Genomic DNA, 18,732 nt, shown 5'->3' with positions numbered 1-18,732 from the left:
CAACTCGGAGTCAATCACAGCATAACCTTATTAGCTTAATGGCAGAGAAATTACCTACCGATTTTTTTGAATCGGGCTTCATTTCAACAGACTTTAGAAAATCTCGGCTATGAAACACATGCAGCACACTTGGGCATCCCATTCATTTCAATCGTCAAAGGGCCTGCGCCATCGCTCAGTGCAGGCGTTGGGAGCCATGTTTCTTATCCTGGCCCCGTTCGCCTATAGCGCCACCTCGCAGGAAGCACAAGAGCCAGAGAATGTGAAAGTGGTTCGACAATACCTTGAAGCTTGGAATAGCGGGAAAACCAATGATATGAAAAAAGTTCTCGACTCCAACGTCGTCTATTTCAATACTAGTAATGAAGTACCCCGCACCGGGCCGGAATCCATCACCGAAGTCTCGCAGTTTCTGAAGCAAATTTTGCCTGATCGAAAAATGAAAATCCGCTCGCAACCGATTTCATCCGACGATGGCGTAGCGATTGAATGGGAATTCACCGCCACCAAGAGAAACAGTGGCGAGACGTCACCCTCCAGCACGAATATCAGTTATTTCGGTGCGAGTTTTTTCCGCGTTTTGAACGGAAAAATTGTCTACGCAAGCGATTACTACAACCACAACACCATGCAGAAGCAGCTTCAGCCGTAGCACAAGTCGGACCCGTGCATTCGGCGTTCCATGAATAGCTGACCTCGCCGAGCAGTCGCGCATCACCCGCTTGACGTTACAACGATGGCAAGCCCCATAGTGCCATCAGTGGCTTATTAGTCGCAGGGAGCGCAACTAGCCACGTCGGAATACTCAGTGTTACGCATGCGTTATCTCAACACTCGAATAGGGGAGCGCATGCCGACCAACAAACACGCGCATTCTCAATGGATTAAGGATTCCGAATGAAGCTACCGACTACAAAACAAGAACTCCTAGATAAGGTTCGCACCAGCCACCGAAAGCTGGAGGTGGTAACCGCCACGGTCCCCGCGGACCACTACAGGCACATCGCCATGATCTGGCAAGAACAGCGCCGTCACACCAGCGCTGCAATGATCCTGGTGGACGTGATCCTCTGGAATACGATGATTCTGCAGCTCGCACACGTTCATACACCTGGACCTTCGGCTTCGTTCTTCTCAGCGGACACAATGATTAAGCGCGCCGAAGGTCTTTCAGGGATGTTCCAACGCCGTTTCGCAAACAGGGACCTTTGCGAGCTGGAAACCATGCTTGCAGAGGGCCAGAACCGGGTGCTCGACATCGTGGCGCACCATTCGGACGTTAGGTGTCGCATCCCGTACGATCATATGGTCGCTTGTGAAACAGGTGCGGGTGGGTCTGGTACCAATCTTTCATGGCCTGCATCGGCGTACTGCTCTTGAGCGCTGACTGCGGCAACTGGTGGTTGTACAAGGCCACATAGCGCAGCAAGGTCTCCTCCATGTCCTCGCGGCTGTTGAACCGGTGGGTCTTCAGAACGTCCGCAATGCGTCCATTGAACCGCTCCACCATGCCGTTGGTTCTGGGCGTCCTGGGCTTGGTCAATCGGTGCTCTATGCCCAACTCCCGGCACAGTTGATCGAATTCATGGTTGCCGCTGGGTTCGCGTTCCTTGCTGGCAAACAGACGGTCCGTGAACTCTTTGCCGTTGTCGGTCAACAGCTTGTTGATCCTGATCGGACAGGCCTTGTGCAACGCCTTGAGGAAGGCCTGTGCACTGGCGGCGGTCTTGTTGGACTTGAGCTGCACAAACACCCAACGCGTGGCCCTGTCGATGGCCACGAATAGGTAGCGCCGGCTGCTCTCATCCTGCATCTGGGGCAGGTACTTCACGTCCATGTGCACGTAGCCTGGCTCGTAGCTCTTGAAGGCCTTGTGGGCTACCGCAGGCTCCTGGGGCTTGAGGGCGTTGAGGTTGCCCGCTCCATGGCGGCGCAAGCACCTGTCCAGCCCGGAGCGCGAGACATGGGGACAGATGAACTCCCGTGTCACGGCCAGCAGGTCATCCAAAGGTAGCAGCAAGGTACGGCGCAAGTGAACCACCACGGTCTCTTGCGCAGGCGTGAGCACCGTCTGCAGGCGATGGGCCGTGTGCGAGCGGTCTGCAAAGACATCGCGCTTCTTCCACTTGTAGACCGTCTGCTCAGTGATCCCAAAGCGCTGGGCCAGGATGCTGGCTGGTTCATCGCTGGCTGCGATCTCGGCACGCACGGCGGGCGTGGTGCGGGCGTTCTTGTGCAGGGCTATCAACATGGCTTCACTCCCTGGGTGGATTGCAAGGACTCTATCAACTCCTTTAGAACGGCTCGGGCCATGAAGAGTGGATAGCGTTTAGAGTCTATGCAATCGTCCGGGATGCGACAGTTAGGCTTTTCGATCCCACGACGAGCCCGATGCAAACCCTCGGGCGCAGGATTCAGTTCTTCACCGCTACGGCCTACGACGACGCACTGTCGAAGATGCGGCAGTGGAAGCAGGTGATGTAGCGACTGGGGCGCCCGCTAGACGGTACGCCTCCCGCATCGGCTCGATCATCTTGGATCTGATCGCACCGGCTTTCGCGCTGCCTGCCACAGCAGCGGCACCAGGATCAGCGCCAAGGCCGGGAAGATCATCCAGTTGACCGCTTGCCAGCCCGAGCTATGCAGGATCGAGCCCGCGAGGAACGACACGGCCGCCGTGGCGGCGAAGACGAAGAAGTCGTTCATGCCCTGCGCCTTGCTGCGCTCGGCCGGGGTGTGGCAATCGGTGACCACCGCCGTCGCGCCGATGAAGCTGAAGTTCCAGCCGATGCCCAGCAGCGCCAGCGAGCCCCAGAAGTGGGACAGGCCGAGCCCGCCCAGGGCCACCACCCCGGAGGCGGCGAGCAGCACCATGCCCACGGCGGTCACGCGCTCCTTGCCGTAGCGCACCATCAGCCGCCCAGTGAAGAAGCTCGGCCCGAACATCGCCAGCAGGTGCCACTGGATGCCCAGGGCGGCGTTGTCCACCGAATGCCCGTGGTTGACCATCGCCACCGGCGCGGCGGTCATCACGAACGCCATCACCCCATAGGACACCACGCCCGCGGCCACGGCCAGCGCGTAGCGCGGCATCGCCAGGAGCTGCAGCACCGTGCGGCCGCTGTCGGCGGCGGCTTCGGCCGGGGTCTGGCGCGGCGTGCGCAGCATCAGCAAGATCGGCAGGGCGATCAGCGGCAGCAGCGCCTGGCTGAGGAAGCTGCCGACGTAGGGCGTGCCCGCTACCGCGTCGCGCGTGAAGATCACCAACTGCGGCCCGATGATGGCACCCGCGAGACCCCCCACCATCACCCAGGAAATCGCCTTGGCCTTGAGCGCGTCCTCGGCGGTGTCGGCGGCTGCGAAGCGGTAGCTCTGCACATACGCGCCGTAGAAGCCCGCCAGGAAGGTGCCGGCGCAGAAGATCCAGAACGAGGCCAGCATGATGCCCAGCGCGGCGATCAGGCCCGAGGCCACGCCGAAGCCGACCCCGACCACGTATCCGTTGCGGCGGCCATGGCGCCGCATGATGAACGCCGCAGGCAAGGTGCCGATGGCAAGACCCAGGCCGAACAGGCTCACGGGCAAGGTGATCCAGGCCGAGTCCTTGGCAAGCTGCTGGCCGACCAGCCCGCCCAGCGACATCACGATGGGCGCGCTGGCGCCACCGAGCGCCTGCGCGCCGGTGAGAACGCCGATGTTTCGGCGCGTGATGCTCTGGTCGGTCATGGGCGGTCTTTCTTGTTCGTTTGTCTGGCCGGAAATATTACACGCATGAATATATGTTCAGTTATCCGACCATGATTCGGCCATGCGATGCTCATGAACCGCCGCAACCTGGTCGCTCCTCGCAAATCTCCCGAGCGGCAGAAGGAACAGCCTGCCGTTCCAATGCGAGCAGGTGCTCTTTCACCCGGGTCAGTTGCGCCATGCGTTCCTCGACATAGGCGAGATGGTCCCGGACAGCCTGCGTCAGCAGCTCGGGTTCCGGGGACTCGCGATGCGTCCAGCCCAGCAAGTTGCGCATGTCATCCAGGCCGATGCCCGACGCGCGGTAGTTGCGAATCAGGTAAAGCCGCTCGACATGGGCCGGGCCATAGCGCCGGTAGTTGTTGCGGGACCGCTCGGGAGCGGGCAGCAGGCCCTCCCGTTCGTAGAACCTGATGTTCTCAGGGGGCGTGCCGGTCAAGCGCGCGAGTTCACCAATCCTCATCCAGCTCTCCGCGCGCAGCGATGGGGGACGCCACCGCTGCGCGCCGGCCCTCATCCCGGCGACCGGGCGGGCTGCTGCGCCGTGGCGCCCGATTGCACCGTGTGCTCAGTCCAGCCGCCGCCCAGCGCCTTGTACAGATGGATGAGGTTGTTCAGCCGCGTCAGGCGCGTGCGCACCAGGGTCTGCTGCGTGCCGTAATGCGTGCGCTGCGCGTCGAGTACAGTGAGGTTGTCGTCCACGCCCTCCTGGAAGCGCTGCTCGGCCAGCTCGTAGGCCTTCTGGCTGGCCGCCACCAGGAGCTGCTCCGCGCGGATCTGCTCATCGAGCGTGCGCTTGCCCGCCAGGCCGTCGGCCACCTCGGCGAAGGCCGCCTGGATGGACTTCTCGTAGTTGGCGATCTCGATGCGCTTCTGTACGTGCGCCACGTCCAGGTTGGCGCGCAGCGCGCCGCCGCGGAAGATGGGCAGCGTGATCTGCGGCAGGAAGCTCCAGGCCCGCGAGCCCGAATCGAACAGGCCGTCCAGCGAAGCGCTGGCCGTGCCCGCCGAGCCCGTAAGGCTGATCGTCGGGAAGAACGCGGCCCGCGCCGCGCCGATGTTGGCGTTGGCGCCGATCAGCATCTGCTCGGCGGCGCGGATGTCCGGCCGGCGCGCGAGCAGTTCGGACGGCAGGCCGCTCGGCAGGCCGGTCGGCACGATGTCGTCCGGCAGCGCCATGGCCTCGTCAAGCTGCCGGGACAGCTCCGGCGTCAGCGGCTGGCCCAACAGCAGCACCAGCGCGTTGCGGTCCTTGGCCGCCTGCCGTGTGTAGGCGGCATGGTTGGCCTCGGCGGTGCGCAACGCGATCTCTGCGCGGCGCAGGTCGAGCTGCGTGGAGTTGCCCGCTTCCACCAGTTGGGTGGTCAGCCCGTAGGAGCGCTTCTGCGTGGCGAGGGTGTCGCTCGTCAGGCGCAGCAGTTCCTGGTCGGCACGCAGCGTGAGGTAGGCGCTGGCCACCTCGGACACCAGGCTCATCTGCGTGGCGATGCGGGTCTCGTCGAGGGCCAGGTAGGACGCCAGCGCCCGGTCGCTGAGGCTGCGGATGCGGCCCCACAGGTCCAGTTCCCAGGCGGCCGTCACCCCGGCCACGTCGTAGCGCCGGAGCACGTCGCTTTGCCCCGTGGTGCTGAGGTCGGCCGGTACGCGCTCTGACGCGCCGCGGGCGGAAACGCCCAGGTTCGGCAGCATCTCGGCACGCTGGATACGGTACAGCGCCTGAGCCGCCTCCACGTTGAGCGCGGCCTTGCGCATGTCGCGGTTGTTCTCCAGTGAAATGCCGATCAACTGCTGCAGCAGCGGGTCGCGGAAGAAGTCCCGCCAGCCGATCTCGGCCGTGATCGCGTCGTCGGGCGTCGCGGCCGCCGGTTCCACATAGGCCGCGCCCAAGGGATAAGCCGTGTCGATCGGCGCTGCGGGCCGGTCATACTTCGGTGCCATGGAGCAGCCAGTCAACGCCGCCGCGAGGGCGAGCGGCGCCAGCGTCCTGGCGGGTCGTGTGAATGCGAAAGATGTTTTCATGTCGTATGTCCTCCTGGCCGTCATGCGTGCTGGTCGGTCATGCCGACACGGGCATGGCGCGCTTCGCGGCGCAGCGCCAGCTTGCGCACCACGACGTAGAACACCGGCGTCAGCACCAGGCCGAATACCGTCACGCCCAGCATGCCGGCGAACACCGCGATGCCCATGGCGTGGCGCATCTCGGCGCCCGCACTGCTGGCCAGCACCAGCGGCACCACGCCAGCGATGAAGGCGAACGACGTCATCAGGATCGGGCGCAGCCGCAAGCGCGCGGCTTCGAGCACGGCTGCCAGCGGATCGGCCCCTTCGCTTTCCTTCGCGCGGGCGAACTCCACGATCAGGATCGCGTTCTTGGCGGCCAGGCCGACCAGCACCACGAAACCGATCTGCGTGAAGATGTTGTTGTCCCCCCCAGAGAGCCAGACGCCGGCGATCGCCGAGAGCAGCGCCATGGGTGCAATCAGCAGCACAGCGAACGGCAGCGACCAACTGTTGTACTGGGCCGCCAGGAACAGGAAGGCGAGCAGCACCGCCAGCGCGAAGATATAGATAGCAGTATTGCCAACTCGCTTTTCCTGGAAAGTCAGGTCCGTCCATTCGTAGGTCATACCGTCCGGCAGCGATTCGCTCACGATCTTCTCAATCGCGGCGGTGGCCTGGCCGGATGAGTAGCCCGGCGCTGGCCCGCCGCTGATGTCGGCCGAGGGGAAGCCGTTGTAATGCATCACCCGGTCGGGGCCGGAACTGCGCTCGATGGTCGCGATCGCGCTCAGCGGGATCATGTCGCCCGCTGCATTGCGCACCTTGAGCATGCCTATGTCCTCAGCCTGCATGCGGAACTGCGCATCGGCTTGGGCCATTACCCGGTAGGTGCGACCGAAGCGGTTGAAGTCGTTGACGTAGAGAGAGCCAAGGTTGACCTGCAGGGTGTCGAACACCTCGGTCAGCGACACGCCCTGCGACTTGGCCTTCACCCGGTCGATGTCCACCTGCAACTGCGGCGCATTGGTCTGGAAGCTGGCGAGCATGTTCGCCAGCTCGGGCGCCTGCATGGCCTTGCCCATGATCTGGCCCTGTGCTTGTGCAAGCGCCTCGGGACCCAGGCCCGCCCGGTCCTCGATCTGCAGCTTAAAGCCGCCCATAGAACCCAGGCCCGGCACCGGCGGCGGCGGGAAGATGCCGACGAAGCCGTCCGGGATCTGGCTGAACTTGCCCATGAGCTTGCCCTGGATGGCGAAGGCCGACAGCGACGGGTCCTTGCGCTCATCGAAGGGCTTGAGCATGGCGAACATCAGCGCGGTGTTCGGCTGGTTCACCGGTCCATTGACCGACAGGCCCGGGAAGGCCACCACGCTCTCGACGCCCGGCTCAGCCAGTGCGATCTTGGTCATCTCCTTGACGACCGCCTCGGTGCGATCCAGCGAGGCGCCGGTCGGAAGCTGGGCGATGCCCACGAGGTAGTACTTGTCCTGGGCGGGCACGAAGCCCGCAGGCACCTTGTGGAAGCCCAGCCAGGTCAGGCCCAGGAAGCCGACGTAGAGCAGCAGCACGATGGCGCTGCCGCGCACCGCGCGGCGCACGCCCCCGACGTAGGAATTCGAGGCGCGGTCGAAGAAGCTGTTGAAGCGGCGGAAGAAGCCGCCGAACACGCCATCGATGATGCGCGTGACGCGATCGGGCTTGGCCGCGCCGTGGTGCGGCTTGAGCAGGATGGCGGCCAGCGCTGGCGACAGCGTAAGCGAGTTGATCGCCGACAGGATGGTCGAGAACGCGATGGTTAGCGCGAATTGGCGATAGAACTCGCCCTGCAGCCCCGACAGGAACGCCGAGGGGATGAAGACCGCTGCCAGCACCGAGGTGATGGCCAGGATCGGGCCAGTCACTTCATCCATCGCCTTGCGCGCCGCGTCCTTGGGTGATTCGCCCAGCGCTATGTGGCGCTCCACGTTCTCCACCACCACGATGGCGTCATCCACCACGATGCCGATGGACAGCACCAGTCCGAACAGCGACAGTGTGTTCAGCGAGAAACCGAACATGTGCATCACCGCGAACGTGCCGACCAGCGAGACCGGCACGGCGATCAGCGGGATGATCGACGCGCGCCAGGATTGCAGGAACAGCACCACCACGATCACCACCAGGAAGATGGCCTCCAGCAGCGTGACGGCGACGGACTGGAGCGAGGCGCGCACGAAGACCGTGGGGTCGTAGGCGACGCTATACTCAATGCCGTCGGGGAACTTGGCTTGAAGTCGGTCCATTGCCGCGCGCACCGCGCTAGACACATCCAGCGCGTTCGCGCCCGGGCTCTGGATGATCTGTATCCCCACCGCCGGCTCGCCATTGAGCAGGCTGCGCAAAGAGTAGGAATCGGCCCCCATCGAGATGCGGGCGACATCCCGCAGGCGAGTTACCTGGCCGTCGGCGCCCGTCTTCACGACGATCTCGCCGAATTGCTCCTCGCTCGACAGTCGGCCCAGAGTGTTGACCGTGACCTGGAACGCCGCCGAGGCATCCGGCTGCTGACCAACCGAACCAGCGGCAACCTGTATGTTCTGCTCGCGGATGGCGGCAACCACGTCGCTCGCGATCAGCCCACGAGCAGCGACCTTGGCGGGTTCGAGCCAGACCCGCATCGAATACTCCCCGGCGCCCCAGACTAGGACATCGCCGACGCCTGGCGTACGAGCCAGCTCATCCTTCACATGAAGTGTGGCGTAGTTGGAGACGTACAGCGGATCATATCGACCTCCAGGCGAAAGCAAATGCACCACCATGAGAACGTCCGGCGACGTTTTCTCGGTGACAACACCGATGCGCTGAACTTCAGGCGGTAGGCGCGGCAACGCCCGCGAGACCCGGTTTTGCACCTGGATCTGCGCAATGTCGGCGTTGATATGCTGCTCGAAGGAGACGGTGAGCACCATTTTCCCGTCGGTGGACATCTGAGACTGCATGTACATCATGCCTTCTACGCCGTTGATCGCCTGCTCCAGCGGTGATGCCACGGTATCGGCGATCACTTGCGGGTTGGCACCGGGATAGCTAGCGGTGACCTGCACCGTGGGAGGCGTGACCTGCGGGTATTCGCTCAGCGGCAGCTGGAAGTAGCTGATCGCGCCTGCGATCAGCATCAGCACCGACAGGACGATGGCGAAGATCGGCCGGTTGATGAAGAAGCGGGGGAAATTCATTTGCGGGCCTCCGCCGAGCCGGCCGCGCCGTCAGCCTTGGCGGGGTCCGCGCCACCGGCCTTGGCAGGCGCCGCAGCGGGAGCCGGAGCGTTTGCCGCAGCCTTGGTCGCGCCGGCCGCGCCGGCGGCCGGTGCCGCGGGCGCCTGCATGGGCACCATGCGCGGCGTGACCGCCATGCCGGGGCGCACGAGGCCCTTGATGATGATCTTCTCACCGGCCTGCAGGCCGCCGTTGATGACGCGCAGCCCGTCCACCACCGGCCCCAGTTCGATGGGCCGGTACTGGGCCTGGTTGTTCTCGCCCACAACCAGCACGTAGTTGCGCCCTTGGTCGGTGCCCACGGCCTGATCGTCGATCAGGACGGCCTCGCGCGCCGCGCCGGTGGACAGCTTGGCCCGGGCGAACATGCCGGGTGCCATGCGCCCATCCGGGTTGGGCACAACGGCGCGCGCGGATCGTGCCGGTGCTTCGGTCAATGGTGTTGCCGACGAAGTCAAGCGCGCCCTTGTGCGGGAAACCCTTGTCCGTGGTCAGCCCGACCTGCACGGGCAGCGAAGCCTTGCTACCGGCGCCCGCAGCGGGCCGCGAGCGGCTGACGACGTTGAGATAGGTGGCCTCATCAATGTCGAAGTACACGTGCAACGGGTCGATGGATACGATCGTGGTCAGCAGCGTGGCCGCGCCGGCGCCGCCACCGCTGACCAAGTTGCCCTCGGTCACGAGCACGCGGTCGACGCGCCCGGCGATGGGCGCAGTGACGCGGGCGTAGGACAGGTCCAGCTGAGCCGCAGCAACGGCGGCCTTAGCCGCCTGCACCTGAGCCTGGCGCGCGTTGCGTGCGGAGGCGGCATCGTCATAGGTCTTGCGCGCGACGGCGCCGGTCGCCACCAGGCGCTCGGCGCGGTCAAAGTCGGCCTGGGCCTGGCTGGCCAGCACCTCGGCCTGACGCAGTTGCGCCACGGCCGTGTCGAGCGCAACCTGGAACGGCCTCGGGTCGATCTGGAACAGCAGTTGGCCCTTGCGCACGAGGCTACCTTCGGGAACGCTCACCGCATCGACGGCGCCGCCGACCCGCGAGCGCAGCTCGACGGTCTTGGGCGCGGCCAGGAAGCCGGTGTACTCGGCCGATGGCGCGACCGTGCGGGTAATGACCTCGGCCACGGGCACCTGCGGCGCCATCGGCGCGCCCGCCGGGGGCGCCGCGGCCTTGCCCTCGTCCTTGGCGTCGCGGGCAGCGATCGCTATCCCCCCGACGGCTGCGATGACGCCTGCCACCACAATGATTCTGATTTTTTTACGCATGGAAGTGACCCTTTCTTGGATGCAGGACTCCGGCCCTTCCGAAGCGCTCTGCAGACATTTGTGTGGAGGCTAGGCGTTACAACGACGGCAAGGTCAAGCCCTCTTGTTGCCTCAGCGGGCAGACGGCACGGGCAAGGTGGTGGGACGCCCGGCGTCGTCGCCGTGGTTGGCCTCCGGCGCGCCCTTGAAGCGCAGCAGGCGCAGTGCGTTCAGCGTGACCAGGGCCGTGGCGCCGGTGTCGGCCAGCACGGCAACCCACAAGCCGGTGATACCCAACACGGTGGTGACCAGGAACAAGCCCTTGAGGCCAATGGCGAATACGACGTTTTGGTGGATGTTGGCCATCGTCGCCCGCGACAGGGCCACCAGGTGGGCCACGTCCGTGACGCGGCTCTTGAGCAGCGCGGCATCGGCGGTTTCCAGCGCCACGTCCGTGCCGCCGCCCATGGCGATACCCACGTCGGCGGTCGCCAAGGCCGGCGCGTCGTTGATGCCGTCGCCGACCATCGCCACCTTGGCATCACGCTTCATCTCGTTGACCAAGCGCAGCTTGTCCTGCGGCAGCAGCTCGGCCTCCCACTCGATGCCCAGCTTGCCGGCGATCGCCTGCGCGGTGCGGCGGTTGTCGCCGGTCAGCATGACCGAGCGCACGCCCATGGCGTTGAGCTGGGCCACGCCTTCGCGCGCGTCGCGGCGGGGCTCGTCGCGCAGGGCCAGCAGGCCCAGAACGTTCTTGCTGGCTTCGTCGAACAGGACCACCACGGTCTTGCCGCCATCCTCCAGCTTGTCGATTTCCCTGCGGTGCGCGGCTGTCAGCGTGGCCGTCTGTTCCGCATGGGCGGGCGATCCGACAGCGAGCGCACTGCCGTTCACGGTGGCGCGCACCGCCTTGCCGGCAATGGCCGATGCGCCCGTGGCCTGGGGAATCGCCACGTCCAGGCTCTTGGCATGGGCGACAATGGCCTTCGCCAAGGGATGGTTTGAGCCGGACTCGACAGCGGCGGCAAGCGCAAGGACCTGTTGATGCTTGAACAGCCCGAAGGGCAGGACCTCGGTGATGCGCGGCTTGCCCTCGGTCAGCGTGCCAGTCTTGTCGAAGGCAATTGCGCGCACGCGGCCGATGGTTTCCAACGCGTTGCCACCCTTGATCAGCAGGCCCCGTCGTGTGGCCACCGCAAGGCCCGAGGCGATGGCCGCCGGTGTGGAGAGCACCAGCGCACATGGGCAGGCAATCAACAGCAGTGCGAGGCCGCGGTACAGCCAGGTACCCCAGTCGCCACCCATGGCAAGTGGCGGAACCACCACGATCAACGCCGCGATGGCCATGACGGCAGGGGTGTAGTAGCGGCTGAACTTTTCGATGAAGCGAGCCGTGGGCGCCTTGGAGGACTGCGCCTGCTCCACCAGTTGGATGATGCGAGAAATGGTGTTGTCCGATGCCGTCTTCTCGACTTGTACTTCGAGCACGCCATCGACGTTGATGGAGCCGGCGAACACGTCGGCACCGATAGCCTTTTGACGCGGTACGGACTCGCCGGTGATAGGCGACTCGTCCAGGCTGCTTTCACCGCGGAGGATCTTGCCGTCCGCAGGCACCCGGTCACCAGGGCGCACCAGCACGCGGTCGCTCACGCGCAGGGAAGCGGCGGGCACTTCGCGCTGCCCGCCCGCGGCATCGAGCAGTACCGCCGTCTTAGGCACCAGGGAGGCCAGCGCCTTGATGCCGGCGCGCGCGCGGCCGGCGGCCACGCTTTCCAGCAGCTCGCCGATCGCGAACAGGAACACCACGGCAGCAGCTTCCTCGGCCTCGCCTATCACGAGCGCGCCCAGCGAGGCGACGACCATCAGCGTTTCGATAGAGAACGGCGAGCCTGACACAGCCAGCGCGAAGGCTTTGCGAGCGAACGGCAGCACGCCCGCGATCACCGCAGCGGCGAAGATCCATTCAGCGTAGCCAGGAACGAACTGCGCGATCGCGTAGGCCGAGCCCATCAGGCCGCCCAGGCCCAGCACGTGCCTGCCTTTCTTCGTCTGCCACCAGCGCTGATGGCGCGCCGTCGATGCTGCTGCTGGGGCCGCGGGTGCTGAGCCATCATGGCGGCGCACGTCGGAGACGCCGAAGCCCAGGCTCTTGATGGTCTTCTCGATGTGGCCGAGCTGCGTGGGGCCGCCAGACGCGAGCGTCAATTCCAGCGTTTCTGCGGTGAAGTTGATGCGGGCATCGGACACGCCATCCATGCGAGCGAGGGCCGTTTCGATCTTGCCGACGCAACTGGCGCAGTCCATGCCCTCGACGCGCATGGACACGTTGGGGGGCGTGCTGGGTGCTCCACGGGAGGCAGAGGCCGGCGCATGGTCATGCCCACTGCAGGCCCCGTGATCGTGACCGTGGTCATGGGCATGGCCGTGACCATGGGCATGCCCATGGTCATCACCGCACGCTTTGCCGTGCGAATGATCGTGCCCGTGGTCGTGGGCATGCCCATGGTCATGGTGGCCGCCGCAGCCGGCGTGGTCATGCGCGTGGGCCGCATGGCGCGGTGCAGGTGCTGCGGACATTTCGGACGCGGGCAGTGCCTGCACGTCGAAGCCCAGGGACCGGATTTTCTTGGCAATGTCGCGTGCAGTATTTCGGCTACTTGTGCTGCGCGTCAACGTCAGCGTCTCATTTGTAAAATTAACCTGTACATTTGATACGCCATCAATTCGACCAAGCGCTGTTTCAATCTTGCCGACGCAACTGGCGCAATCCATACCTTCGACCCGAAAGCCCAGTTGTTCGTCCTGCGCTCCTGTGCCGTCCTTTGTTTCCAAAGACATATCAATCTCCTGGTTCTCTGAGTAATCGCCGTGGCAGGACGCACAAATCAGCGATCGGAATGTTATACAAACAAATGAACACTTGTTTGTATGTTTATTCAAAAAAAAGAAAGAATCTCTTTCTGGCTGAACCATCCGACCGCTGCTTTATGCTGCTGCCATTAAGTCATTTTTTGTTGCGCAGCATCTGGTAGGTTTCAAATGCGGTGCGGTAGGCATCACTATAGGTATCAGGCGTCTGCTCACCAGCCCAGAATCCAGCCATTCCCGCAACCTGCCAATCTGCCAAATCACTCTTTACTTGAGCACGAGTCAATGCCACCGGAGCCTTGTAAGCCGCACCCAGCTTGAGCTGGAGGTAGCTCTCGTAGGCTTGTTGGTAGGCTTGGGTGTGCGAAGCGGTGGTGATTCCGCGCGAGGTGAGCGCGTGCATGCCGGAGATTTTCCACAGTTCCAAATCAGCCATCACTTCAGCACGAGTCTTTCCTGCTGAGGGCGCCTGATACATATCACCTTGGGTCAATTGCAAGTAGCGCTGAAAGGCAGCCTGGTATTGAGGGCTGGACGTATCCGGGCCGCTTTCGCCGCGAGACAACGCTTCCAGCCCAGATTGCCTCCAAGCAGTCAGATTTTCTTGGACCTGTTGCCGTGTCATATCTGCGGCGAACGGTTGAGCGTTTGCTCCAGCAGCAAAAAGTGCGGAAAGCAGAACAGCAAAGCGAATTTTCTTGGACATGGTCAATACTCCTTGACGTTAAAAATAATGGCGTGGTCCTTACGCCTTTCGGATACCCCGTAGACAAATAATAACACACATGAAGATATGTTCAAGTGTTTATTTTTAGAGTGCTTTTTGCTTGTGGGGTCTTCTAGGCATTCAGCAAGGCGCGCCGGTGTCTCTCTAGATTGATAGCCAAAAAAAGCCTACCCCTTGAAGGAGTAGGCCGGCGCGCACTCACATGTTCAGTCAATCGTCGTGTCTGTCCTCCGAAATGTGAACCGCCATGTCCTGGAGTACCTGGCTGACGTGCTGGTCGGCAATGCCGTAGAAGATGTGCTTGGCTTGGCGCTCGCCGCGCACGAGGCGCGCGCCGCGCAACAGGCGCAGGTGATGGCTGACCAAGGACTGCGACAGGTCTAGCGAGCCAGCAATGTCGCCCACTGCGACCGATCCGCGCATGCACAGCAACAGGATTTTCAATCGCGATTGGTCGCCCAGCAGGCGGAAGGTCTCTGCCAGAACAGCGACGTCACTTTGCGATAGTGCGAGGACATCAGTGGTCGTGCCGTGGTTAGAGGTCGAACATTGCACAATAGCGGCGCTGGTGGTTTTGCGGGATGTCATGGATTCAAACCCTCAAGTGAACTGCGAACCGTCTAGCACGGCCTCAATGCTTGTGACCGGGAGCGGAGTGGTCATGGTCATGGTCATGATTGTGCTCACTGTGGTCGTGGCCGCTGTGGTCCTGACGGCCTGTCGTGGGTTGCAGGCTGCAGATGTTCTCGTCAGCCTCCGAGTTCCAGTCGATTCCGACTGTGGCGTGTTCGATGCTGAACTGCTCTCGCAGCACCGCCTCGACGCGCTTGACCACAGCTCGCGCCTCCTCGTCCACGTTGGGTCGAACGTGTAGCGTGGCCATCGTGCGACCGGAAGTGAGTTGCCACACGTGAACATGGCTGACAGCCGCCAGGCCGGGCACAGTGCTCATCAGGCCTTGTTCCACCTTTTCCGGCGAAGCGTCCTCTGGCGCACCCTCCAACAGGATATGGATCGACTTGGCCAGGAGCTTCCAGGCGCTGCGCAGAATCAACGCCGCTACTAGAACCGACAGGATGGGGTCGATCGGAGTCCAGCCGGTGAAGTAGATGACGATCGCTGCAACGATGGCGCCGACAGAGCCGAGCAGGTCACCCATCACGTGGAGGATGGCACCTTTCACATTGACGTGATCGGTTTCGCCGCGGGTCATGATCCACAGCACGAGGACGTTGATCAGTAAGCCGAGCACGGCGACGATCATCATCGGGCCGGCGAGGATGACGGGCGGCGCCTGCAGCCGCTCCCACGCCTCGTAGGCGATCCATGCGACGATCGCGAACAGGGTCACGGCGTTCAGGAAGCCGGCGATGACCTCGAAGCGCAGGTAACCGAATGTGCGTTTGCTGTCGGCTGCGCGGCGACCGAATCGGAAGGCAGCGTAAGCCAGGGCAAGTGCCACGGCGTCGGTCAGCATGTGGCCAGCATCGGCAAGTAGGGCTAGCGAGCCCGACAGCACGCCGCCGACAGCTTCCACGAGCATGAAGCCGAAGATCAGGAAGAAGGAAACCAGAACCTTGCGCTCGTTGGCGCTGGTCACTGTGGGGGTGTGGTCGTGATCATGGTCGTGACCATGATCATGTGCATTGGATTGGGACATGGGCGCCTCTGCTGGTTGAGTGTTTGACTATGGTGAAATATAACACATGAATATGTGTTCATTTGATATATTTTGGCTCACCCTTCTCAGCCTCCGAAGCCATGCGTTGTGATGCCGCAACGAGAAAATGTGCCTATCCTTTCGGCCAGATACGGTGCAGGTCATCCAGAATCAGCTGGTGATGGTGCCTGCCTTGGTCTGCGTGTGTGCGTAAATGAGGGTGATCCGGCGGCAAGCTGGGGTGGTCATGCGCCACGTCAGAAGGGTCGCTGGCCGGCCACAGCCAGAGCGTCAGCGCCACGCCGGCCAAGCCGACCAGGGACATGACAATGAAGGTCGATGGCAAGCCCATGACCGCGCCGAAGCGGCCGGCAAGTGGGTAGCAGATGAGCCAACAGGCGTGCGACAGCGCGAAGTGTGCCGCGAAGATCGCAGGACGGTCCTCGGCATGGGCCGAGCGGCGCAGAAGACGGCCGGATGGCGTTTGCGCCACGCTGTAGCCAAAGCCGATGATCAACCACAGCGGCAGCAACAATGCATAGCTCGGCAGCAGTGCGCCGATCCCCGTGCCCACGACCAGTACGGTAGCGCCGGTGAGCATCGCGGTTCGGTCGGCCACCTTTTCCAGTAAGGATGGCAGAACGAAGGCTGCCACCATCGAACCGCCTCCGAATGCCGCCAGTGCCGACGCCACTTCGACCTCGCCTAGGCCAAAGCGCGCCTTCACGAGAACCACCGTGTTCACGATCACCATGGCGCCCGCCGCCGAGACGGCCAAGCTGATCGCCAGCAGGCCCCGCAGGCGTGGCGTAGCGAGATAGATGCGTGTGCCGCGGGTCGTGCGATCCCAAATGCCGCGGCGCGGTCCGGGAATAGTTGTGGGCAACCGCACGCTGACCACGAGCGCGGCTGAAACGAGGAAACCGAGCACTGTTCCCGCGAACAGGTTGTGAAAGCTGATGACGGTCAGCAGCGCAGCAGCCAGCATCGGGGAAATCAGGCTTTCCAGGTCATAGGCCAGCCGGGACAGCGACAGCGCCTTCGTGTAGTCCTCTTCATCGGGAAGGATGTCCGGGATAGTGGCTTGGAAAGTCGGCGTGAAGCCGGCGGATGCCGCTTGCAGGACAAAGATCAGCAGATAGATCTGCCAGACCTCGGTGACAAATGGCAAACAGATCGCGACAACCGCTCGTACCAGGTCCAGCGCTACGAGTAATGACCGTCGCGGGAACTGGTCGGCGAAGGCCTGTGCCGACGAGTGCGATCACCTGCGCGGTGAACAGGTGGCGGTAGGTGCGGTTCTTTAGGACGGAGAGCATCGAGAGACCTCAGAGCAGTTTGGTTAGTGCCTTCATTTCGGCCAGAACGGAGTCCTCATCATGAGACAGGCAGTGGTCGATGTGGTCATGGATCAGGACGCGCTTGGCCGCTGTGACGGCGCTCTCCACCGCAGCGAGCTGGCGAGCGATGTCCAGGCAGGTTTCTTCTCCTTCGATCATCCCGATGACGTGTCGCAGATGACCCTCGGCGCGCTTGAGCCGTTTCACGAGATCTGGGTGGCTGGTGTGCTTGTGCATCTCTTTCATGCAGCAATCATATCCCCCCCTGGGGGATATGCTCAAGGAGTCTGCATAGCTGTTTGCGCAGTGGATTAGCCCCACCTCGCCTCTCGATGTCTTGCGCCCGACGCCCTCTCTAAGGCGATTGGTGCTCAAAGGAGGTAAGGTTTTCTTTCCCATTCATATGAATAAATATACAATTGTTCATATCTAAGCCAGTAGACAGTGGCTTTTCAACGACAAGCACTTGCTCGGAAAGAGAACACCCAGCCGGGGGTAAGTACTGATGCAACACCGATGGAGAATTGAATGCTTCGCAAAGACATACGCAAGGGATGGATATGGGCGGTATCCACGCTTTGGGCCGGCACCGTGCTAGCCCAGCCAGTAGCCGCCCCTCACGTCCCATCCAGACCAGACAGCCACATGGTCGCCCAATTGTGGGAGTCAGCTTGGCAGCGGCAGCCAGAAGCCGCTGGAGAAGGCGCCTGGCAGCAGGCCGCCCAAGCACGCCAAGAGACGGCCGGTAGTTGGGTGGCAGGTCCGATGGCGCTGGAAGCCTCCACCAAAACTGATCGGTTCAACAACCGCAACGGAAAGCGCGAATATGAAGTCGGGGTGGCTATTCCCCTTTGGATGCCTGGTGAGCGCGCCTCGTCGGCACGCTGGGCGGACGCGGAAAGCCTCGCTCTATCCAGCCGGATGCTGGCCGCCAAGCTACGCACGGCCGGACAGGTTCGCCAGGCATGGTGGGCATGGCAGCGTGCCCAGGCCGAATTGATGGCGGCGCAGGATCGCACCCGCAGCGCGGACGAGTTGGCGCAAGATGTGGCTCGCCGGGTTCGCGCGGGCGACCTGGCGCAAGCCGACAGAAACCAGGCCGATGGCGCCTTGGCGTCGGCTCGTAGTGCCCTGGCCATTGCTCAGGCCGAAGAAGTCACGCAGCGCGAGGCGTTGTTGGCACTGACCGGCATCGAGAGTATCCCGTCGCAGGCCGATTCCGCGCAGCCGGAGCAGTCAGGTGTCCGAGTTCAACCGGCATCGGCACAGCCGTCCGGCGCGTTGTTGGGTAACCACCCTGCGCTGCTGGAACTGCAGCACAAGGCGCTGGCGGCCCGCCGCTCTGCGGAACTGGTGTCCCATCAGAAGTACGCCAACCCCGAACTGACCCTGGCGACCACGCGGGATCGGGGCGGCTACGGCGAACGCTACAACCAGACGATCACGGTGGGTGTGCGCATTCCCTTCGGTACGGGTAGCCGTCATACCGAGCAATTGTCCAGCGCCAATGCGCAGGCACTGGAGGCTGAGTCGGCACTCGCGGCCCAGCGCACCCGGCTACTCTCGGAAATTCGAACTGCCCAATCGCGCGAACTGGCAACCAGCACCCAGATGCAGGCCGCTTCGGAGCGCCAGCGACTAGCCCAACAAACGCGCACCTTCTACCAAAAGTCGTTCGCGATGGGCGAGACGGACATGCCGACACGCCTTCGCATCGAGCAGGAGGCCACCGAGGCCGAGCGCGCGGCGCTGCTCGCCAAGGTGGAGCATGCCGCGGCCATCTCGTCCCTGTTGCAGGCTCAAGGCACGCTGCCGCAGCCGACCGAGACTTTCACTGACATCTCCGGCACGCGCTGATCAGCGCGCGCTCAACCATCCTGGAACCTTAGA

At 63.2% G+C, this 18,732-nt stretch carries 15 protein-coding genes and 2 pseudogenes; 3 read left to right on the top strand and 14 right to left on the bottom strand.

Features of this window, described 5'->3' with window-relative positions:
- Window positions 1-109 precede the first annotated feature (109 nt).
- Both L6D80_RS04610 and L6D80_RS04605 read left to right on the top strand, forming a co-directional pair.
- Entirely contained in the window at window positions 110-652 is a 543-nt protein-coding gene (locus tag L6D80_RS04610; protein ID WP_058143955.1) for an ester cyclase, read from the top strand.
- A gap of 245 nt (window positions 653-897) precedes the next feature.
- Window positions 898-1,380 (top strand): ClbS/DfsB family four-helix bundle protein, encoded by a 483-nt coding sequence (locus tag L6D80_RS04605; RefSeq protein ID WP_176512826.1) that lies wholly within the window; start codon window positions 898-900, stop codon window positions 1,378-1,380.
- On the opposite strand, the gene L6D80_RS04600 is transcribed toward L6D80_RS04605, so the two are convergent.
- The 14 genes and pseudogenes from L6D80_RS04600 to L6D80_RS04545 all read right to left on the bottom strand — a co-directional run bounded on the left by L6D80_RS04600 (window position 1,280) and on the right by L6D80_RS04545 (window position 17,088).
- A complete protein-coding gene (locus L6D80_RS04600) occupies window positions 1,280-2,251 on the bottom strand; it encodes an IS481 family transposase (protein ID WP_024569039.1) in 972 nt (323 codons plus the stop codon). The genes L6D80_RS04605 and L6D80_RS04600 overlap by 101 nt on opposite strands.
- Before the next feature lie 278 nt (window positions 2,252-2,529).
- On the bottom strand, window positions 2,530-3,726 hold the full coding sequence (locus tag L6D80_RS04595; RefSeq protein WP_058201275.1) for an MFS transporter: 1,197 nt from the start codon (window positions 3,724-3,726) through the stop codon (window positions 2,530-2,532).
- A gap of 91 nt (window positions 3,727-3,817) precedes the next feature.
- Complete coding sequence (locus L6D80_RS04590) at window positions 3,818-4,210, bottom strand: MerR family transcriptional regulator (protein ID WP_019396549.1); 393 nt, start codon at window positions 4,208-4,210, stop codon at window positions 3,818-3,820.
- A gap of 50 nt (window positions 4,211-4,260) precedes the next feature.
- Entirely contained in the window at window positions 4,261-5,766 is a 1,506-nt protein-coding gene (locus L6D80_RS04585) for an efflux transporter outer membrane subunit (protein WP_024069210.1), read from the bottom strand.
- A 20-nt stretch (window positions 5,767-5,786) separates the two neighbouring features.
- A complete protein-coding gene (locus tag L6D80_RS04580; RefSeq protein ID WP_024069209.1) occupies window positions 5,787-8,963 on the bottom strand; it encodes an efflux RND transporter permease subunit in 3,177 nt (1,058 codons plus the stop codon).
- On the bottom strand, window positions 8,960-9,268 hold the full coding sequence (locus L6D80_RS30495) for a hypothetical protein (RefSeq protein WP_476748335.1): 309 nt from the start codon (window positions 9,266-9,268) through the stop codon (window positions 8,960-8,962). Before L6D80_RS30495 ends, L6D80_RS04580 begins: the two co-directional genes overlap by 4 nt.
- Entirely contained in the window at window positions 9,174-10,265 is a 1,092-nt protein-coding gene (locus tag L6D80_RS04575; RefSeq protein ID WP_276574616.1) for an efflux RND transporter periplasmic adaptor subunit, read from the bottom strand. Before L6D80_RS04575 ends, L6D80_RS30495 begins: the two co-directional genes overlap by 95 nt.
- 111 nt (window positions 10,266-10,376) lie before the next feature.
- Complete coding sequence (locus L6D80_RS04570; RefSeq protein WP_438810800.1) at window positions 10,377-12,824, bottom strand: heavy metal translocating P-type ATPase; 2,448 nt, start codon at window positions 12,822-12,824, stop codon at window positions 10,377-10,379.
- Window positions 12,825-12,857: 33 nt separating this feature from the next.
- Window positions 12,858-13,085 (bottom strand): annotated as a pseudogene (locus L6D80_RS30490) (cation transporter); the annotation flags it as partial.
- A 166-nt stretch (window positions 13,086-13,251) separates the two neighbouring features.
- Complete coding sequence (locus L6D80_RS04565; protein WP_021204993.1) at window positions 13,252-13,821, bottom strand: DUF4148 domain-containing protein; 570 nt, start codon at window positions 13,819-13,821, stop codon at window positions 13,252-13,254.
- A 231-nt stretch (window positions 13,822-14,052) separates the two neighbouring features.
- Window positions 14,053-14,430 carry an ArsR/SmtB family transcription factor gene (locus tag L6D80_RS04560; RefSeq protein ID WP_023110690.1) on the bottom strand — a complete coding sequence of 126 codons (378 nt, stop codon included), beginning with the start codon at window positions 14,428-14,430 and terminating at the stop codon, window positions 14,053-14,055.
- Between the two features lie 43 nt (window positions 14,431-14,473).
- Entirely contained in the window at window positions 14,474-15,502 is a 1,029-nt protein-coding gene (locus L6D80_RS04555; protein WP_021205762.1) for a cation diffusion facilitator family transporter, read from the bottom strand.
- Window positions 15,503-15,635: 133 nt separating this feature from the next.
- Window positions 15,636-16,821: pseudogene (locus L6D80_RS04550) on the bottom strand (MFS transporter).
- Window positions 16,822-16,830: 9 nt separating this feature from the next.
- Entirely contained in the window at window positions 16,831-17,088 is a 258-nt protein-coding gene (locus L6D80_RS04545) for a metal-sensing transcriptional repressor (RefSeq protein ID WP_039016764.1), read from the bottom strand.
- Between the two features lie 282 nt (window positions 17,089-17,370).
- On the opposite strand from L6D80_RS04545, the gene L6D80_RS04540 reads away from it, so the two are divergent.
- Window positions 17,371-18,699, top strand: a complete 1,329-nt coding sequence (locus L6D80_RS04540; protein WP_058201276.1) for a TolC family protein — start codon at window positions 17,371-17,373, stop codon at window positions 18,697-18,699.
- Window positions 18,700-18,732: the final 33 nt, after the last annotated feature.

The organism is Pseudomonas ceruminis, assembly GCF_021602025.1.
GTDB lineage: Bacteria > Pseudomonadota > Gammaproteobacteria > Pseudomonadales > Pseudomonadaceae > Aquipseudomonas > Aquipseudomonas ceruminis.
Note: the sequence above shows the minus strand (reverse complement) of the source record. Positions and strands in the feature narration are given on the sequence as shown.

What these genes read in the sequence shown, in the direction of transcription:
- L6D80_RS04610 (WP_058143955.1), top strand. Translation starts at nt 110, where the DNA reads ATGAAACACATGCAGCACACTTGGGCATCCCATTCATTTCAATCGTCA.
- L6D80_RS04605 (WP_176512826.1), top strand. Translation starts at nt 898, where the DNA reads ATGAAGCTACCGACTACAAAACAAGAACTCCTAGATAAGGTTCGCACC.
- L6D80_RS04600 (WP_024569039.1), bottom strand. Translation starts at nt 2,251, where the DNA reads ATGTTGATAGCCCTGCACAAGAACGCCCGCACCACGCCCGCCGTGCGT.
- L6D80_RS04595 (WP_058201275.1), bottom strand. Translation starts at nt 3,726, where the DNA reads ATGACCGACCAGAGCATCACGCGCCGAAACATCGGCGTTCTCACCGGC.
- L6D80_RS04590 (WP_019396549.1), bottom strand. Translation starts at nt 4,210, where the DNA reads ATGAGGATTGGTGAACTCGCGCGCTTGACCGGCACGCCCCCTGAGAAC.
- L6D80_RS04585 (WP_024069210.1), bottom strand. Translation starts at nt 5,766, where the DNA reads ATGAAAACATCTTTCGCATTCACACGACCCGCCAGGACGCTGGCGCCG.
- L6D80_RS04580 (WP_024069209.1), bottom strand. Translation starts at nt 8,963, where the DNA reads ATGAATTTCCCCCGCTTCTTCATCAACCGGCCGATCTTCGCCATCGTC.
- L6D80_RS04575 (WP_276574616.1), bottom strand. Translation starts at nt 10,265, where the DNA reads ATGCGTAAAAAAATCAGAATCATTGTGGTGGCAGGCGTCATCGCAGCC.
- L6D80_RS04570 (WP_438810800.1), bottom strand. Translation starts at nt 12,824, where the DNA reads ATGTCCGCAGCACCTGCACCGCGCCATGCGGCCCACGCGCATGACCAC.
- L6D80_RS04565 (WP_021204993.1), bottom strand. Translation starts at nt 13,821, where the DNA reads ATGTCCAAGAAAATTCGCTTTGCTGTTCTGCTTTCCGCACTTTTTGCT.
- L6D80_RS04560 (WP_023110690.1), bottom strand. Translation starts at nt 14,430, where the DNA reads ATGACATCCCGCAAAACCACCAGCGCCGCTATTGTGCAATGTTCGACC.
- L6D80_RS04555 (WP_021205762.1), bottom strand. Translation starts at nt 15,502, where the DNA reads ATGTCCCAATCCAATGCACATGATCATGGTCACGACCATGATCACGAC.
- L6D80_RS04545 (WP_039016764.1), bottom strand. Translation starts at nt 17,088, where the DNA reads ATGAAAGAGATGCACAAGCACACCAGCCACCCAGATCTCGTGAAACGG.
- L6D80_RS04540 (WP_058201276.1), top strand. Translation starts at nt 17,371, where the DNA reads ATGCTTCGCAAAGACATACGCAAGGGATGGATATGGGCGGTATCCACG.